This is a genomic window from Bacteroidales bacterium (genome assembly GCA_021157585.1).
In the GTDB taxonomy this organism is placed as follows: Bacteria; Bacteroidota; Bacteroidia; order Bacteroidales; family UBA12170; genus UBA12170.
This window is the reverse complement of sequence record JAGGWH010000057.1, coordinates 36728-56545: the sequence shown is the minus strand read 5'-3', so window position 1 is coordinate 56545 and position 19818 is coordinate 36728. Positions and strand designations below refer to the sequence as shown.

Here is a 19818-nt window from a genome sequence, read left to right as displayed (position 1 = left end):
TTAGCTAAATCAGCTGTTAAAGAGTTTTTATTAAAATGTACTGAGGGCAAAATTAGAGTCAGCAATGTTTATACTCTGATGGCACATATTTATTCTTTGGAGAATAATATTGATTCTACTATTTTGTATAATAACCTAGCTCTTGATTTAAGAAAACAATCGGGTAATGGTAAGATGATAGCAAATTCTTATCTTAATTTATCAGGAGATTATTTGGCTAAGAACGAAGTAATAAAGGCAAACCAATACCTTGATAAGGCGGAGTCAATAGTATTGAGAATTAAAGATCCTAATATGCTTTTGACATACTATAAAGGCAGGGAAAGGTATTATGAGTTTATCAAGGATTATAAGACTGCTTATCTCTTTTCTCAGAAAGAGATTGAACTGAGTAAAAGAATGACTAATAAGCGACATCAATCCGTTTTAGCTAAATTAAATACGAGTTTTGAGATTCAACAAAAAAATGTTTTACTGGAAAGAGAGCTTGAAAATAGAAAAGCTAAAATTCGTTTATTTATCTTTATTTTGATATTAGTATTACTTCTGTCTAGCGGAGCATATCTGATTTATTTATATCGTAAAAATAAATTTTCATATTTAAAGTTAGTAAACAAAACAATTAATATTGAGGAAAAATTAAGTATTAGTGATAAGGAACGACATAAATTTCAAGCTGTATTTGAGTATAGCGTGACGGGAATTCTTGTCCTTGATAAAAACGGTACTATTCAATACGCTAACAGAAAAAGTAAAGAATTACTTGACAGTCGTGATGAGTCTCAATTTTTATGTATTCCATTTGCTGATTTTTTTGAAGGTGAAAATAAAATAAGTGTAGAGGAAGCTCTATTGAATGTATTTATGGAAAATAAAGCCGTAAATGGATTTAAAGTTCAATTAATTAATAAAAAAAGCCTTCATTGGCTGGACATTAGTTGTGCCCCTTTAGTTTTTAAGGAAGATGATGATAATGTATTAGTTACTTTAATTGATGTTACTCAGGAGGTTATAAATATTGGAAGAGAGCAAGAACAAAAGCAAGAACTCCAAACATTAATAAATTCAGTAACAGAGTCTATTCTCTTTATTCAAAGAAATGGAAAGATAAAGGCCTTAAATAAAACTGCTGAAAGTAGATTAGGTTTAAGAAATAAGGATTTAATAGGAGCCAGTTATTTTGATATTATCCCAAAAGCCGTACGTAAAAAGCGTATTCGAATGTTTGATAAAGTGGTACTTGAGAAAAAACCTCTTATTGAACTGGAAATGATAGGAAATAATAATAATTTGGTTTCTATGTATCCAAATATTAATCCTGCCGGCAACGTTGATTATGTTTCGGAGTTTGTGCAAGATATTACAGAACGACGTATTGCAGAGGAAAGAATTGATAACTTGAAACAGAGAGTGTTGCGCTCTCAGATGAACCCTCATTTTATATTTAATTCGTTAACTTCTATCCAAAGTTTTGTTATTAGGAATGATGCAGCTATGGCTTCGCAATACTTAAATAGTTTTGCTCGTTTAATCCGTCTTATATTGGAAAGCTCTCGTCACGATTATATTTCACTTAAAAGCGAAATCGATATTTTAAATTATTATTTGGAAATTCAGAAAATGCGTTTCTCTGATAATTTTGTTTTCTCTTTTGAGATAGATCCTGCTTTAGATATAGAAAGAATAAAAATTCCTCCGATGCTGGCTCAACCGTTTATCGAAAATTCTATTGAGCATGGTATTCAGCATCTCGAAAAAAAAGGAGAGCTAAATATTAAATTTGTAAAAGAAGAAAATCATTTAATGATTGAATTACGTGATAATGGAATAGGACGTGAGGCTTCTTCTAAAATGAATAAGGGCAATATTTTTGCTTCTAAATCACTATCTACAGAAATAGTAAATGATAGATTATTGGCACTAAACAAATATTCCAAGGATATAATTTCTTACAATATTATTGATTTAAAAGGTGAGAAAAATGAAGCCATAGGAACACAAGTGATAATTAGTATTCCAATTGATTATTTTTAGTTTTGTCGTTTTAAAACCTGCATACTTCTATTGGGCGAATAATACCTAAGTAAAATTTTTTCTTTTTTTCTTTTAGCATAAAAAGTAGTGTTTCTCTCTATTCTGGAAAAGCCTCCGTACTCAGAATTATCTGAATTAAATATTAATTCGTAAGCTCCTTCATAAGTGATAGGTATGGCATAATCTATGGGAGATAAATCTATGTGGAAATTAAATATGAAAATAAGATTGTTGCGCTCAAAAACAATAATTTTATGCCACTCATCAACCCAAAGCTGCTGAGGAGGAAGTGCACACATAATATTGTTTTGAGAGCTAAATTCGAGCATAGCTTTATCAAAATTGTTTAGAAATGAGTATTTTAAATCATCTCTTTTGCTTAAACTCCACAAACGTTGAGCATGTTTATAACTCCAGTTATTCCCTTCGCGTGGAAAATCTATCCATTCCGGATGCCCAAACTCATTGCCCATAAAATTCAGATAGGCTTCACCACCCAAACTTAATGTAAACATCCTAATTAGTTTAAGTAAAGCGATTCCTCTATCAATAATTGGATTATCGATATTTTTGCTCATAGAGAAATACATTTCTTTATCCATAAGTCTAAAAGCTAAGGTTTTATCACCGACAAGTGCTTGGTCGTGCGACTCAGCATATGCAATAGTTTTGCTTTGCCAATTGCGATTGGTCATTTGATCCCAAAGCTCCCACATACTCCAGTCTTGGTCTTTCTTCTCTTTCAGAAGCTTAATCCAATAATCCGGAATTCCCATTCCAAGGCGATAATCAAAACCTATACCTCCATCTTCAATAGGATTGCATAGACCAGGCATTCCACTCACATCTTCAGCTATACTAATCGCATTTGGGTTTATCTCTTTTATCAGTTTGTTTGCTAATTGTAAATAGGTGAGAGCATCATATTCTACTCCTTTAGTAAAATAACCATCTCTATCGCCAAAGTCGACACCTATTCCGTGATGAAAATATAACATTGAAGTTACACCGTCAAATCTAAAACCATCCACTTTAAATTCATTCATCCAGTAGGAGATATTTGACAAAAGGAATTGTAAGACTTCGGTTTTTCCATAATCAAAAAGCTTAGAATCCCAAAGGGGATGATTCCCCCTTTCTCCCTCATGAAAATATTGATGTCCGCTTCCGTCAAAGTTGTTAATCCCTTCGTTTGTATTTTTAACTGTATGAGAATGAACGATATCCATAATTACAGTAATCCCAAGCAGATGGGCTTCATCAATGAGTTCTTTTAAATCTTCAGGAGTCCCAAACCGAGATGAAGGTGCAAAGAAATTACTTACGTGATAACCAAAAGAGCCGTAATAAGGATGCTCTGCCAAGGCCATTATCTGGATAGCATTATAGCCTTTTTCTTTTATTAGAGGTAGAATATTTTCTGTAAATTCTTTATAGCTTCCAACAGCTTCTTTTTCTTGGGCCATCCCTATATGGCATTCATAAATAAATAAGTTATTCTTATTTACTGATGAAAACGATTTAGATTTCCATTGATATTCTTTTTCTGGAAACCAAAGTTGTCCGGCAAAATCTTTTGTGTTTTCATTTTGAATAACTCGAGTAATATAGGCGGGAATTCGTGGAAGAGTATTTTCCTCTGTTTGTACAACTACTTTTATTTTACTTTGATGTACAAAAGTTTCTTTATACTTTTTGTTAGATAATTTTATTTCCCAAATTCCATTCCCGATATTTTGTAAAGGGTGCGTAAAATATTCCCAATTATTAAAATCTCCAATTAAAAACAATCCTTTAGCAGCCGGAGCCCATTCTCTATAAATCCAAGCATTTTCTTTTTTATCAAAATGAATACCAAAATAGGTATAAGCAGAAGCAAATTTTTGTAAGCTGCCCGATTGTTTTATGATGCTTTTTCCTTTATCAATAAAGCGTTGATAACGAGCATAAATGTCTTCTTGAACAGGCTCTAACCAAGGGTCTTGTTCGATAATTGTTAATTTTGGTATTTCCGATTTTGACATTGAAACTATTTTATCTCTTATAGATTTTGATTTTAAAATTAAGCATAAATTTTTAGAATTGATAAGCGTTATACGAATAAGCTGACAATTCTAAATTTACTCCTTTTTCAATTATTTCTAATCCGTTAGTATTTAAGGTGATATCTGTAAAATAATCGGAGAAAACAAAATTTAAAAGCTTAGCCTCTTTAATATCACAAAATTCGAAAGCATGTTGCGGAATCTTAAGTTTTATTGATTGTTTTTCAGCAGAGAAATTACATAGGCAAATAAGTTTTTGGTTTTTAGTCGTTCTTAAAAAAGCAAATATCGATTTAGAGTTAAAATTGGGATTATCTTTATTATACCACATTAAATCGTAAAAATTACCATTAATTATTGCTTCTTCGCTAAGACTAAACTCAGTAATGGTTTTATAGTGCTGAAATAATTTCTGTGTTTCTATAGAAAGCTTTTTAATTTCAAATTTTGCATCGAATATCCATTTTTGAATGCTTGGAACTGGCCAGTAATCAAAAAGGCTAGTTCTACCGTCATCGCCACTAAAGCCGCTTTCTCCCTTTGCTGACTCACCAAATTCTTGACCAAAATAAATCAGAAAAGGGTTTTGATGCATTGTTGCTGTTAGGAAAAATGCAGGAATTGCTTTCGTGGGATTTTCTGCAAAAAATCGACTAGCAATACGTTGTTCATCGTGGTTTTCCAAAAAGCGGAGCATTTTATTATCGAGACCATCTAACTTTTGCCAAACGGAACTTAATATCTCAGCAGAGTTTTTGCCTTCAATTATCGAACGTAAACTATCGTATAAACTAACTTTATCGTATAAGTAATCAAAGCCTCCAATTTGGGTATAGCTTTTGTAAAGGCTTGGATTATAGATTTCTGCGATGAAAATTACGTTTGGATTTACTTCTTTTACTTGCGGTATTACCCATTTCCAAAATTCAACCGGAACCATTTCCGCCATATCGCATCTAAAACCATCAATGCCTTTTGCAGCCCAGTACAAAAGCACATCGCACATCATTGTCCAAGTTTTTGGAGTAGGATGGAAGTGTTTTGTATTTCCTCCCTGGTAATCAATTCCGTAATTTAATTTGATGGTTTCATACCAATCGTGCTTTTGTGGAAAAGCATTGAAAACATCGTTGCCACTAACTTTTGCCGGGTTTTCTTTATAGTTTGAGGGAAAAGGTAGTTTTAGCGATTCATTTGGCAAATAATAAAAGTTGTTTTGAGTATGGAAACCTATATTAGGATTATCTGTTTCACCAAAATCCTCAGTTCCATTTGGGTGCATAATACTTTTGTAATCTCGCGCTAAATGGTTGGGAACAAAGTCGATAATGGCTTTCAGACCTTGTTTATGCGTTCGCTCGAGCAATTCCTCAAATTCGAGCATTCGATTGGAAACATTCTCTGCCAAATCAGGATGCACATCGTAATAGTCTGTTATGGCATAAGGCGAGCCTGCTTTTCCTTTTACTATACTTGGATTGTTTGAAGGAATTTCCGGATAAACAGTTGTGGTTGAATGCCGAATAATTCCGGTATACCAAATATGTGTAACGCCAAGTTCTTTAATGCTTTTGAGGGCATTATTTGTAAAATCATTTAACTTTCCACAGCCATTCTCTTCAATAGTTCCATTAACTATTGGTTGAGTATTTGAATTCCCAAAACTTCGTATTAGAACTTGATAAATGGCAAACTTTGACAAAATGTAGAAATTAAGCTTTTACAAGCTGATAGTCCATATTTATTAATAGATCAGCTCTTGGTTTTAGAGCTTGAACCATTTTGTGCTCTTGTTCTAAAACTCTAGCTCTGTATTCGTTTTGTGGTTCTTTTCCTCGAACAACTTGAGCTTTTTTTGTTTCGTGATAGGTGAGTTCGATAAAAATGGCAAGATCAACACCTTCAGTTTTAATGGAATACAGGCCATCAATAATTAGCATATCTACTTGGCTATAATCTGTTGTTAATTGATCAACTTGCTCGGTAACTAAATCAACACAAGGTCCGGTTGAACTTTTTCCTTCCTTAAACTCTTTAATATTACGATAAATAGTATCCCAGTCGTATTCGTTATATCCAACAACTTTTTCTATTCCATTCTCTGTTCTCCATTGGGTTCTCTCAAGAGGAAGAATATTATAGTAATTGTCGATATGCAAGGGTTTGGCAATAATACCGTGTTTTCGTAAACCTTTGGCAACAGTATGTGCTAATTCCGATTTCCCACTTCCACTTTCGCCTGATATTCCAATAATAAATTTATCTTTCTTTTTGGCTAAGATTTCCTTTATAATTCCTTCGGCTGCTTTCAAATGCTTTTCTGTAATTATTAATACGTCACCTAACATAATTTTAAAATTTATCTTTGATAAAAATACTATAATTTATTTCAACGTTTTATTTTCCTATGATTTTATCTTTACCATTTAGCTTGACGGTCACTTCTTTATCAGTCTCTATGTGAGTAGAGTTATTAGAAATGGTAAATTTATATTTAACTTCTTTGAATTTTATACTAAAAGTAATTTTATTCCAATGCTTTGGAAGACGTGGATTAATTTCGAGGATATCGCCGTGTAAATTAATTCCGGCATAGGTAGTAATAGCTAACATTACTGTACTTGCCATAACGCCTGTGTGAACGCCTTCGCCTGTTGTCCCTCCTTGAATATCCACAAAATCGCTTCCTAAAGCTTCTTTATAAAGTTGCCAGCTAAGCGTTTCGTCATTAATTAATTGAGCAAGCTGACCATGAACAACACGAGAAAGTGATGAACCGTGTGAAGTACGTTTCAAATAATAATGCAAATTCCGACTTAAATAATCTTTGGGGAGAGAATAGCCTAAACGGCTCAGGATTTTATTTACTTCGCCTTCCGAAAGGTTATAAAAAGTCATTAAAGTATCGGCTTGCTTGGCTACTTTATAATCATCGGCTGATTTGCCTTCTGATTTTAAAATGCGATCCATACGGTATATATTTTTATACTTTTCGCGATAAGCATCCCAATCGAGTTCTTTTAACTCAAAATAGCCATCAAATTGAGCAATAATTCCATCCTCAGAAATTACAAGATTTAATTTCTTGGAAATATCATCCCAAAGCAATAATTCTTGATATTGAATACCGAGTTTCTCTAATAAACTATCTTCAATTTCACAGGCAATGCTCAATAGAATAGTTTTGCTTTTTTCAAGCATCCACGAAACCATAATATTGGTATAGGCATTATCTTTCAATCCACCTTTTGAACTATTTTTGGCATGCTCGTGAAATTCATCAGGTCCCATAACTTCGTCTATACTGTAACGACCGGTATTCGTATTCTTCTTTGATTTGGAAACCCAGAAGCGACAGATTTCGAGAAACATTTCAGCTCCTGCTTCTTCCATAAATGCAGTGTCGTTTGTACTATTGAAATATTCCCAAATATTGTATGCTATTGCCAATGAAACATGGCGTTGTAAAGAGCTGTAGTCGTCTCCCCACTTGCCGGTTAATGGATTTAAATGTACTGTTTGAGTTTCTTCTCGACCATTGCTACCGCTTTGCCAAGGGAACATAGCACCTTTATACCCAAATTCTTTTGCGTATTTTTTTGCCTCATTCAGTCTTCTGTAACGATACATCAATAAACTTTTTGCTATTTCTGGCGATCGTAAACTATAGAATGGGAGTATAAATAGCTCGTCCCAAAAAATATGTCCGCGATAAGCTTCGCCGTGTAAACCGCGAGCAGTTACACTCGCGTCAATATTAGTATTGTGTGGAGATGCCGAGGCGAGCATATGATAGGTGTGCAAACGAATAAGTTTTTGACTTAAACGGTCTCCATCAATTTGAATATCATAAGTTTTCCAAAGGCTTTCCCAAGCTATGGAATGAGATTCAAAAAGTTGATTATAGGTAGATGTGCTGTCTAATTCTGTTTCAGAAGATTTTTTTGCATTTATAACTCCATTATCTTTTGAGGTATATATGCTTGTAATTTTTTCGTGAGTAACTGTATCATTTTCTTTTGCAAGAACACTAAACTCATTAAAAGCTTGCCCTTCAAAGGTAATTGATTCTATTTGAGTTGATGCAGCTTCGTTATTGATAGAAATGGCTTGCTTTTGGCTTAAAACAATTTCAATATTTGATTGAACTGTTTTGGAGATTACTTGTACAAATCCATCGGAAGATTGTTGACTAACAGGCTTTATATGTTTCTGATTAAGAGAATTATAGCGATTTACTCCGCGATTCTCAATCGCTCCGTCGATGCCACTTCTAAAGGTGATTTTTCCACTAAAGTTTAGCGGTGTGATACTGTATTTAATCGCTCCTAAATGCGGATTATCCATACTGGCAAATCGTGATGATTCTATTTTGATTTTTTTGCCATCAGATAAATCAACAATTAATTCTTTTGAGAAAACGCCTGTCTTCAGATTAAGTTTCTTTGTATATTCCGAAAACTTTGCTGTTTTATAATTCCACCAGTCACCATCATCAATTTTAAATTGGATGCTTGTCCAGTTGGGAATATTCACAAAATCTTCATTTTCTACTTCTCGGTCGCCAACGGGAGATTTTAGTCGATTATACAATCCGGCGATATAAGTTCCCGGATAATGTTTTTCATCAGCCGAAACTTCTTCCATGGCTCCACGCGTTCCGAAATAACCATTTCCAACAGTTAAAAGAGATTCGCGACTTTTTTCCTTGCCGATATCGTATTCGTGATAAGCAATTGACCAAGCTTCTTGATCAAGGCCGTTCTCAAACCATTCTATAAGACCTTCAACTTTTAAATCATCAAAATCTTCAACAACAATATCTGCTCCGGCAGCTTTAAGTTCTTGGATATTTTTTTCTCGGGCAAGTCCTAAAACCAAACCAAAGTTTCCTGCTTTTCCGGCCTGAACACCAGATACGGCATCTTCAAAAACAATACTTTCGTGATAGGCAATGCCTAAATTATCGGCAGCTGTTGTAAAAATATCGGCTTCAGGTTTTCCTTTAAGGTTGAGTTTAACGGAATCTGTACCATCCACAACGGTTTCAACCAAATCCATCAAACCCGCTTTTATCAGTACTTTACGGCAGTTTTTACTTGATGAAGCAACACCAATACCTATCCCATTTTCTTTAAGAAAATGCATAAAATCAACAGTGCTCTGATAAACTTCAACACCTTCTTTATCTAATACTTCGTTAAAAGCATCATTTTTTTTATTTCCTAAGCCACATATGGTTTCTTTCTCAGGAGCATCGCTTGGGTTGCCATATGGAAGCTCGATATTACGTGAACTTAGAAAGTCGGCAACGCCTTTATAACGAGGTTTCCCATCGACATAAGGTAAATAATCGTTGGTATGAGTGAAAGGTTTAAATGTTTCGTTAAAACGTTCTTCGCGTGATTTTAGATAGTCATCAAACATTTTTTTCCACGCAGCAGCATGAACTAAAGCTGTTTTGGTTATTACTCCATCTAAATCAAATATAACGGCTTTGAAATTAAGCTTTGACATTGTTTCTGTTATTTCTAATTAATCAATCCATTGATCCTTGCTTAACCAATAAAATGATCCGGCAGGGATAATTAATCTTCCATTTTCTGATTTAAGAGTTTGGTCAAGTAAATCTACGGAAGTATTTAGTTGAATTTCAAGGTATTGCTCTTTTTTACTTAAATTGTGTATTATCAGTAGCTCTTCTTTTTTGTATTTTCTTTTAAAAGCTAATATTGGATTATCTGTTTCTTCTTTGGTATTTAACCATTCAATAGAACCCCTTCCAAAAGCTTTGTATTGTTTTCTGGTATTTATTAGTTTCTTTAAACGTTTAAATATTATAGCATTGAAAGATTTTTCATCGTTTAAAAGAGTTTCTACTTTTTCCCAGTCAATTTTTCCACGAACAAGAAAGCGAGTATCATTTTTCCCTGTCATTTGAATCATTTCGCGGTAATAAGTATCATCGTTTGCTTTGCCAAATTCATCGCCATAATAAATTACAGGTGTTCCGGGCAGACTAAGCATCAGAGAATAAGCAAGGCTTATTTTATCGACATCGAATTTGAAAAGTTCGGATAGACGAGCTGAAATACCTTCTCCGACACGGAAGTCCCATTCGGGTTGATGACAATAATTTTTGTGGATATAAGCTCGATCTTCTTCATTTACATAAACTAATTCAAGACTTAATTCGTCGTGGCAACGCAAAAATGTAAACCATTGTGAATCAATAGGAATTGTTGGTGTAACTTGAGGACTTAAAGTATTTAATATAGGCTCGGCGCTTTCTTTTGCAATGGCTTTGAACATTTGAGGCATCAATGGGAAGTGGTAGGCCGCATGGCATTCATCACCTGTTTTTATGTAATCTACAACATCGGCAGGTTTTTGGCAAGCTTCAGCAAGCAATAGTGTTCCTGGTTTTACATAATCGAGAGCAGCTCTAAAAAACTTAACAACGCTATGTGTTTTGGGTAAATTTTCGCAGTTTGTCCCTTCTTCTTTCCAGATATAGGGAATAGCATCGGCTCGAAAACCATCAACACCTTGCTCTAACCAGAACAATAGGTTTTGAGACATTGCCAATAAAACTTCGGGATTACGGTAATTCAAATCGGGTTGGAACTCAAAAAAGCGATGGAAAAAATAGCAATCGCCATCTTTTTCCCAATTGCTAGGGCACATTCCTTTAAATAAAAGGCGAGCATCTTTGTATTTATCTGTGTCTTTATTCCAAATATAATAATTACGATATGGATTGTTTTTGTTTTTTCTAGATTCTTGAAACCAAGGATGCTCCACTGAAGTATGGTTCATAGCAATGTCGAAGATTACACGCATTCCTTTATCGTGTGCTTTATCAACAAATCGTTTAAATAAAACTTTTTCTTCTTCTGTAGACGCATTATCTGGAAGACGAAACAAATTTTTGCGAATACGCTTGTAATTTTTGATATCGAAGCCAGCATCTTTCATTGGGGAATCCAGAATAGGTAATAACCATAAACAATTTACGCCTAGGTTTTGCAGGTAATCCAATTTTTCACTAAGTCCACTAAAATCTTTATTGAATAAATCAACATAAAGAGAATAGACGGTAACATCTTTATACCAATCCGAAGGCGAATCTATATGAGAAAGCTTTGATTTTAAATTATCTAATTGCTCAATAAACTTATTTAAAAGATTAAGAGAGTTGCCGGAATAAAGTTCGTTAAAACTGTTATATAAGCGATTTATTGCATGATTATCAGGCATAATTTTATATAATCCTCTTGGTTAATACCTCAAATTAGAGGTCAAAAATACGAACATTAAGTAAAGAAAGTAGTCTTTTTTTGATGTATAATGATTTCAATCGTTTGCACTTGAAAACTTTTTTTAATCGCTCTATTTTAAGCTTAAAATAAGCTGAATATTAATTTATTAGATGAACTAATAATAATTGTATTTGCGACAAAATTTATACTACTTTTGCAGTCCAAAATTTTGAAGATGTTTGAAATAAGAAATATTGCAATTATTGCACACGTAGATCATGGTAAAACAACATTGGTTGACCGTATTTTACATCAAGTTAAACTTTTTAGACAGAATGAGGAAGTTGCCGACTTAATTCTTGATAGTAACGATTTAGAGCGTGAAAGAGGTATTACAATTTTGTCTAAGAATGTTTCTGTTAGATATAAAGAAACAAAGATTAATATTATTGATACTCCCGGACACTCGGATTTTGGTGGTGAGGTAGAGCGTGTTTTAAATATGGCTGATGGCGTTTTATTGGTAGTTGATGCTTTTGAAGGTCCAATGCCTCAAACCCGATTTGTGTTAGAAAAAGCAATTGAGTTGAATTTAAAACCAATAGTTGTTGTAAATAAGGTAGATAAGCCAAATTGTGATCCTGAAGATACTGTTGAGAAAGTTTTTGATTTGATGTTTAGTCTTGGTGCTTCAGAAGATCAGTTAGATTTTCCTGTGGTTTATGGTTCTTCTAAAGAAGGCTGGATGAGCGAAGATTTTACTAAACCTACTACTGATGTTTCTTATTTGTTAGATGTAATTATAGAGAATATACCTCTTGCTAAAGTTTATGAAGGAACAACACAAATGCGAATATCTTCTTTAGATTATTCCAGTTATGTAGGAAGAATAGCTGTAGGAAAACTAACTCGAGGAACTCTTCAGTGGGGCGGCAATGTTTCTTTAGTGAAAAGAGATGGAAGTATATTTAAATCTAAAATCAAAGAATTATATGTTTTTGAAGGTCTTGGAAAAGAAAAAAAGAAAGATATTGTTACGGCAGGAGAGATAGTTGCTTTATTAGGAATTGAAAATTTTGATATTGGTGACACTATAGCCGATTTTGAAAACCCCGAAGGACTTCCCCCTGTTGCCATTGATGAACCAACAATGAGTATGTTGTTTACCATCAATAACTCTCCATTTTTTGGTAGGGAAGGAAAATATGTCACTTCTCGTCATTTGCGCGAACGTTTATTTAAGGAGATTGAAAAGAATCTTGCATTACGTGTAGAAGAAACAGATTCGCCGGATTCTTACATTGTTTTTGGAAGAGGAATTTTACATTTATCTATTTTGGTTGAAACGATGCGCCGAGAAGGTTATGAGTTTCAATTAGGTCAGCCGCAAGTGATTATTAAAGAAATAGATGGTGTTAAAAATGAGCCTATAGAATTACTAACTGTTCACACTCCTGATAATCTTTCGGGAAAGGTGATAGAAATGGTTACTTTAAGAAAAGGAGAGATTAAGAATATTGAATCCAAAATGGATCGTACTCATATGGAATTTGAGATTCCTTCTCGTGGAATTATAGGTTTACGTAATAGTATGCTAACAGCCACTCAAGGCGAGGCTGTAATTGCACATCGCTTTCTTAATTATCAACCTCTTAAAGGTTCTGTTGCAACCACAAAAAATGGAGCTCTAATTGCTATGGAAACAGGAACTGCCATCCCATTTTCTATTGATAAATTACAAGATAGGGGATCGTTTTTCATTTTATCAAATGAAGCTGTTTACGAAGGTATGGTAATAGGTGAACATATTAGGCAAGATGATTTAGTTGTTAATGTTACTAAAACAAAAAAGCTATCTAATATGCGTTCGTCAGGAGCTGATGATAAAGTTTTGCTTACTCCTCCAATTCGCTTTTCTTTAGAAGAAGCAATGGAATATATTAGGGTTGACGAATATTTGGAAGTAACACCTAAAAGCTTACGTATACGAAAAATTTTATTAAAAGAACACGAAAGAAAAAGAGTGAAAAAGAATAAGTAAGACTCTTTAAAGTGTTATATCTGAGGGTATTTCTGTAGGACTTTTATAATAAGGTATGGTAAAATAAAAATTGCTTCCCTTATTTTCAGAGGATACTAACCATATTTGTCCGCCCATAAGCTCAATTAATTCTTTAGCTATTGTTAATCCAATTCCGGTACCCCCTCTGGAAACGAATTTGGCATTTTTTGCTTTTATAAAAGGTTTGAATATTAATTTTTGATCTTCTGTATTAATACCAATTCCTTGGTCTTTCACGAAAAATCGTATGTATTTACCGTTTGTTTCCAGCATATATCCAAAATGAATACTATCACTTTCTGAATAGCTTATTGCATTTGATACCAAATTATTGATGATTTGATTTAAGCGTACTTTATCAATATATACAGTGCTATCATCAAAAGGGAACCCCTGACTAAGGTATATTTCTATATTTTTTTGTTTTGCAAATATTATAGTTTTAAATTTCTTTAAATTTTGATTCATAAACGAATTTAGGTTTATGGGAGAGTAAGAAAGACTTAAGGCTTTGGCTTCAATAATCGAGATGTCTATCAAATCATTAATTAATCCTTCCAAATGACTTGAATTGGATTGAATAATTTTTGTAAAATGCTCTTTTTCTTCTTTGGTAATATTTGCCTCATTGAGCAAATGACTAAACCCTACAATTCCATTTAATGGTGTTCGTATTTCGTGACTCATATTTGCCAAGAAAGATGATTTAAGTCTATCTGATTCTTCAGCCTTAAATTTTTGAGTTTTAATATAACCAATCATTAAATAAAATAGAAAAGCGAGTATTAAAAGACTAAATGTTAAGTTTACAACATGATCTATAATTCTCATAGAATCACTATTGTAATAACCAAAATAAGAAGGATGTACATATTCGATAACAGCAAGAACTACAAAATTCAACAATAGTAATAATAAGAAAATGATTTGATTTTTTTTGTTTAGAAAAAACATAATAGCCATCCCAAATGTGAGGAAATTATATACAATAGGTCCTTTATATCCAAAATTTGTAAAGAAAAGTCCGTTTAAGAATAAAAACGAAGAAATAATGAATATAATTACTACTTTTTGATTGTAAGCATAAAATCTGCTTATAAAGTATATAACTCCTAATGATATCCCTCCAGCGAAAGAAATTGTAGTAACAGTTCCGAAGTCGGCCATATAATTAAATACTGTCGCAAGAAAGAATAAAATACTGGTTATAAAAATAAAAAAATTAAATATGTGTTTTTCGCTAAACGCTTTTTCAGGCGTATCAGTGAATATATACTTTATGTAATTGAAGCGCATAATTTATTGATTTGGGAAAAATTTGCACTAAGTTATATTTTTAAATAAATATACCCAAATTTTATAGTGCTAACAATTTGTTAATTTGCTATGTTTGCATAATAAAAAATATAAAAAATACCCATGAAAGCGCAAGATACTGTCGGATATCAAATTAAAACTACTTGGCAATCTATTGCCAAGATGTATAACAGATTAACTATTCAACACGGATATTCTCAAGCCATAGGTTATGTTCTTATCAATGTAAAAAAAGGTGGCGTTCCTGTAACTAAAATTGCTCCGCAAATGGGTATTGAACCAACAAGCCTAAGCCGTTTGTTAAATACTATGGAAGAGAAGGGCTTGATATACAGAAAAAAAGATACTGTTGATAGGAGGGTGGTTAATTTATTTCTAACAGAAAAAGGATTAGAATATCAAAAAGTTTCTAAAAGGATAGTTTTGGCTTACAATAATTTTATTTTTGATAATTTTGGTAAAGAAGAAATTGATGTCTTTTTCAAGGTTATTGAAAAAATAAATGCACTTACAAATGATATTTCTGACGAGAATTCATTTGTAAAGCAATAAGGATATTAATATTTTAGTTCTCTCATTTAAATTTTTAGGGAATATAGAATCATTTTTTATTCTATTTTTGTACCCATAACCTAAAAAATTTAATAAATGAAGTTTTATACTAGCTTGTTATTGCTTGTATTAGCAATTAACATTAGCGCAAATGCCCAAATCATAGTTTCCAATCCTGATTTTCCAATTGCTGGAGATGCTGTTGTTATTACCTATAATACTGCTGAAGGAAATAAAGGCTTAGATGGTTTTACGGGTGATATATATGCTCATACAGGAGTAATTACCAACCTTAGCACTTCTCCAAGTGATTGGAAATATGTAATTGCCGGTTGGACTGAAAATACTACTAAAGCAAAGCTGACACCGATAGGTAGTGGCCTTTATCAACTAACAATAAGTCCTTCTATACGTGAATTTTATGGTGTTCCCGATGGCGAAACTATTCTTCAGATGGCATTTGTTTTTCGTAATGCCGATGGCTCAAAAGAAGGCAAGACTGAAAGTGGAGGAGATATTTATGTGGCTGTGTATGAAGAAGGCTTAAATGTAAGTTTTGAACTTCCAACCTCTGATGCTTTACTGGTTGAATTAAATGATGAAATTGTTGTTAAAGCAAATTCTACAAGCGCTGATAGTGTAGCCCTTTATGTTAATGATGTATGGTATACTTCTGTTAAAAACGAGGATGTTTTAGACGCTACAATTACTGCTTCTCAAAGTGGAAAATCTTGGGTAAAAGCTATCGCTTATGCAAATAATGCAATGAATATGGAACAGGATTCATTTTATTACTTTGTTCGCCCAACACAAGTGGTGGAGGCATTGCCCACAGGTATTCAAGATGGAATAAATTATATAGATGATAATACCGTAATTCTTTGTTTATATGCTCCTTTCAAAACAGATGTTTTTGCAATTGGCGATTTTTCTGATTGGGAACTAAACGAAGAGTTGTATATGAAAAAAACTCCCGATGGTTTACGTTATTGGATTCAGATTGATAATCTTATAGCAGGTCGATCTTACATTTATCAATATCTTATTGATGGAACAGATAGGTTTGCAGATATTTACTGCGATCAAGTAAGCGATCCATGGAACGATAAGTGGATAGGAGATGAGACTTATTCGGGTTTGCCTGCTTATCCGGAAGGGAAAACTTCCGGTATTGCTTCTGTATTTACAACTGCTCAAACAGATTATAATTGGCAAATAAATAATTTTCAAAAGCCAAAAATTACAGATTTAGTTATCTATGAAACTTTAGTGCGTGATATTACTATTCAGCATTCATATCAGTCGTTGATAGATACTATTAGCTATTTTAAAAATCTTGGTATCAATGCTATAGAGTTAATGCCTATTAATGAATTTGAAGGTAATGAAAGCTGGGGATATAACCCTGCATTTTATTTTGCTCCCGATAAATATTATGGTACCAAAGACGATTTAAAGGCATTTATCGATGTTTGTCATCAAAATGGTATTGCTGTAATTATTGATTTGGTGCTTAACCATTCCTATGGCTCAAATCCTATGGTTCATATGTATTGGGATAATGTAAATGATAGACCCGCCGCAAATAATCCTTGGTTCAATATAGAGTCTCCCAATACAGATTATAGTTGGGGCTATGATTTTAATCATGAAAGTTATGATACAAAAGCATTTATCGATCGTGTTAACAACTACTGGATTGATGAATTTAAAGTGGATGGCTTTCGATATGATTTTACAAAAGGATTTACCAATACTTCAGGAAGTGGCTGGGCTTATGATGCAAGTAGAATAGCAATTCTCAAGCGAATGGCTGATAAAGTTTGGGAAAATAATCCTGAAACTTACGTTATACTTGAGCATTTTACTGATAATTATGAAGAGAAAGAATTGGCTGATTATGGCATGATGATTTGGGGTAATATGAATGGCTCTTTTAAGGAGGCTCATATGGGTTATACAGATAGCGGAAAGTCTAATATTGACTGGGCATCGTACCAAAAACGCGGATGGAATAATCCTAATGCCGTTATTTATATGGAAAGTCACGATGAAGAGCGCCAAATGGTTTATACCGATACATGGGGAAATAACGATGGTGGAAGCTACGATATTAAGGTAAAATCCATTGGTTTGGAACGAATGAAATTAGGTTTCTTATTTGACTTTATAATACCGGGACCAAAAATGATATGGCAATTTGAAGAATTAGGATTTGATATATCTATCGATTACAATGGTCGTGTAGGTAATAAACCTCCAAAATGGGACTATCAATTTGATGCTGACAGATTCGCATTAAAAACATTTGTAAGCTCAATAGCTAATTTAAAAACTAAATTGGATGTTTTTGAAACAACAAATTATAATTTGGATGTCTATAATGCATTAAAAAGAGTAAAGCTTAACAGTACTGAACTTAATGTAGTTGCTCTAGGAAATTTTGATGTTGTATCAGGAAATATAGTTGGAAGCTTCCAACATACAGGAACTTGGTATGATTATTTTAATGGTACAAGCTTGGAAGTAACAGATGTAAATATGACTATTTCTCTAAATGCCGGAGAATACAGACTCTATTCGGATTCTGAAATAACTGAAGAAGACTTAGGGACAGGAATTAATAATCCAATAATTTCTGATGATAATTTTCAATTATTCCCAAATCCGGCAGAAAATCTTTTATATATTGTACCTTCAAATTCTATTAAAGTTATAGAATGGAAGATATTTTCTTTGCAAGGTAAAGAGGTCTTGTCTGGAAATTGGAAAGACCAACAAGTGCAGGAGAGCATAGATATTTCATCCTTAAAATCAGGATTATATATTTATGAAATAATTACAAAGGAAGGGAAATATCAAGAGAAGTTGATTAAACAATAAATTCAATAGATTATGCGTAAGCTTATCATAGTATTATTTTTTACGATTACTGCTCAGGTGTTTGCCCAAATCTCGCCAAACAAATATTTAGTGAGGTTTACCGACAAAGATCAATCGCCTTACAGTTTATCTCAGCCCGGTGAGTTTTTAACGCAGCGTGCTATAGATCGCCGTAATAAGCAGGGATTAGAAGTGGATATTACTGATATTCCTATCGATCCTGTTTATATTCAGGGTGTTATAGCGACTGGTGCAAAGCTTATTATTCAGGTAAAGTGGATTAATGCCATTATCATAGAAGTGGAATCACAAACGGTTTTGGATGCAGTAAATGCCTTGTCGTATGTATATTCTGCTGAAGGAATTAATAAACGATCATCTACATATAAATCTAAATTGGTTGATAAATTTGCAGAGGAAGAAACGATTCCTTTAAAGTTGATTCAAACTGAAAATGATCCTGTATATGGCGATGCTTTTAACCAGATTGATATGGTTAACGGAATTCCTTTACACGAAAGTGGTTTTAAAGGTGACGGAATGGTGATAGCTGTTTTGGATGCAGGTTTTATAAACGCTAATGTTCGAACAATTTTCAGTTCACTATGGGACAATAATCAGATTTTGGGTTCTTATAATTTTGTTAATCCTGCTGAGGATGTTTATAGATATAACACCCACGGAACTATGGTTTTATCTGTAATGGGAGGCTATTTACCCGATACTTTTTTAGGAACTGCTCCCGAAGCTGATTATTGGCTACTGCTTACAGAAGAAACTGGCTCCGAATTTTTAATTGAAGAATATAATTGGATTGCAGGTGCTGCCTTTGCCGATAGTGTGGGAGCAGATGTTATTAATTCTTCTTTGGGATATAATGAATTCGATGATGCTGTTTATGATCATTCTTATGATGATTTTGATGGAAATACTATTGAAGTAACCAAAGCTGCTGATTTAGCTGCATCTAAAGGAATTATTGTTGTAAATTCTGCAGGAAATTCAGGTGATGATTCTTGGAAATATTTAATTGCTCCAGCCGATGGTGACAGTGTTTTTACTATTGGTGCTGTTGATGCTGATGGATTAATTACAAATTTTAGTTCATACGGATTTGAGTCAGATTCACGAGTAAAACCAAATATTGTAGCACAAGGAGGAGGTACTGTTTTAGCAAATGTTGATGCCGACGTATTAAGGACAGGAAATGGGACTTCTTTTTCTTCTCCATTAATTGCAGGAATGATGGCTTGTTTATGGCAAGCTATTCCCGACGCTAATAATATGGATATTATTCAAGCTGTTGAGAAAAGTGCTTCGCAATATTCAACACCCGATAATAGATATGGGTACGGAATTCCCGATTTTAATAATGCTCGTATTCTTTTGGGAATATCTGAACAATTATTATCAAAAAATTCAATTACAATAAGCCCAAATCCCGTTTCAAATATCTCTATAGTCCGTTGGGATCAAAGTAATAATGATTTTAAAACTATAGAATTACTTGATATCCAGGGCCGTGTTATTTATAGTGACAAGCTTGATAAAAGCAGTAGTTTTTATCGTCTTTCTCTTGGAGATTATAAAAGTGGAATTTATTTTTTGCGTCTAAGCAATGGTATTCAAACACAAACTGAGAAAATAGCTAAGATAGATTAGT

The 19818-nt window shown here is 33.2% G+C and carries 11 protein-coding genes; 5 read left to right on the top strand and 6 right to left on the bottom strand.

Going from position 1 to position 19818, the window contains the following annotated elements; genetic code table 11:
• The coding region (locus J7K39_03885; protein ID MCD6179024.1) for a histidine kinase at positions 1 to 2034 on the top strand (2034 nt) is incomplete at its 5' end.
• Here J7K39_03885 and J7K39_03880 read toward each other — a convergent pair.
• From J7K39_03880 to J7K39_03860, 5 genes are all read right to left on the bottom strand, one after another.
• Positions 2031 to 4043, bottom strand: a complete 2013-nt coding sequence (locus tag J7K39_03880; protein MCD6179023.1) for an alpha amylase C-terminal domain-containing protein — start codon at positions 4041 to 4043, stop codon at positions 2031 to 2033. The two genes, J7K39_03885 and J7K39_03880, sit on opposite strands and share 4 nt — an antisense overlap.
• Before the next feature lie 67 nt (positions 4044 to 4110).
• Positions 4111 to 5766: an alpha-amylase gene (locus J7K39_03875; protein ID MCD6179022.1), complete on the bottom strand. Its 1656-nt coding sequence runs from the start codon at positions 5764 to 5766 to the stop codon at positions 4111 to 4113.
• Between the two features lie 25 nt (positions 5767 to 5791).
• On the bottom strand, positions 5792 to 6427 hold the full coding sequence (locus tag J7K39_03870) for a hypothetical protein (protein MCD6179021.1): 636 nt from the start codon (positions 6425 to 6427) through the stop codon (positions 5792 to 5794).
• Positions 6428 to 6476: 49 nt separating this feature from the next.
• Positions 6477 to 9596 (bottom strand): beta-phosphoglucomutase family hydrolase, encoded by a 3120-nt coding sequence (locus J7K39_03865; protein ID MCD6179020.1) that lies wholly within the window; start codon positions 9594 to 9596, stop codon positions 6477 to 6479.
• An 18-nt stretch (positions 9597 to 9614) separates the two neighbouring features.
• A complete protein-coding gene (locus J7K39_03860; GenBank protein ID MCD6179019.1) occupies positions 9615 to 11339 on the bottom strand; it encodes a trehalose synthase in 1725 nt (574 codons plus the stop codon).
• A 237-nt stretch (positions 11340 to 11576) separates the two neighbouring features.
• Between J7K39_03860 and typA the strand changes: the two genes are divergently transcribed.
• Positions 11577 to 13382 (top strand): translational GTPase TypA, encoded by a 1806-nt coding sequence (gene typA / locus J7K39_03855; protein MCD6179018.1) that lies wholly within the window; start codon positions 11577 to 11579, stop codon positions 13380 to 13382.
• 6 nt (positions 13383 to 13388) lie between these two features.
• Here the strand turns inward: typA and J7K39_03850 are convergent, their stop codons facing one another.
• The gene (locus J7K39_03850) at positions 13389 to 14570 is read right to left on the bottom strand and encodes a HAMP domain-containing histidine kinase (GenBank protein MCD6179017.1); all 1182 of its coding nucleotides are present in this window, start codon (positions 14568 to 14570) and stop codon (positions 13389 to 13391) included.
• Between the two features lie 252 nt (positions 14571 to 14822).
• On the opposite strand from J7K39_03850, the gene J7K39_03845 reads away from it, so the two are divergent.
• The 3 genes from J7K39_03845 to J7K39_03835 all read left to right on the top strand — a co-directional run bounded on the left by J7K39_03845 (position 14823) and on the right by J7K39_03835 (position 19817).
• Positions 14823 to 15272 carry a winged helix-turn-helix transcriptional regulator gene (locus J7K39_03845; protein MCD6179016.1) on the top strand — a complete coding sequence of 150 codons (450 nt, stop codon included), beginning with the start codon at positions 14823 to 14825 and terminating at the stop codon, positions 15270 to 15272.
• Positions 15273 to 15368: 96 nt separating this feature from the next.
• A complete protein-coding gene (locus J7K39_03840; GenBank protein MCD6179015.1) occupies positions 15369 to 18155 on the top strand; it encodes a T9SS type A sorting domain-containing protein in 2787 nt (928 codons plus the stop codon).
• A gap of 12 nt (positions 18156 to 18167) precedes the next feature.
• Positions 18168 to 19817 carry a S8 family serine peptidase gene (locus J7K39_03835; protein MCD6179014.1) on the top strand — a complete coding sequence of 550 codons (1650 nt, stop codon included), beginning with the start codon at positions 18168 to 18170 and terminating at the stop codon, positions 19815 to 19817.
• Position 19818: the final 1 nt, after the last annotated feature.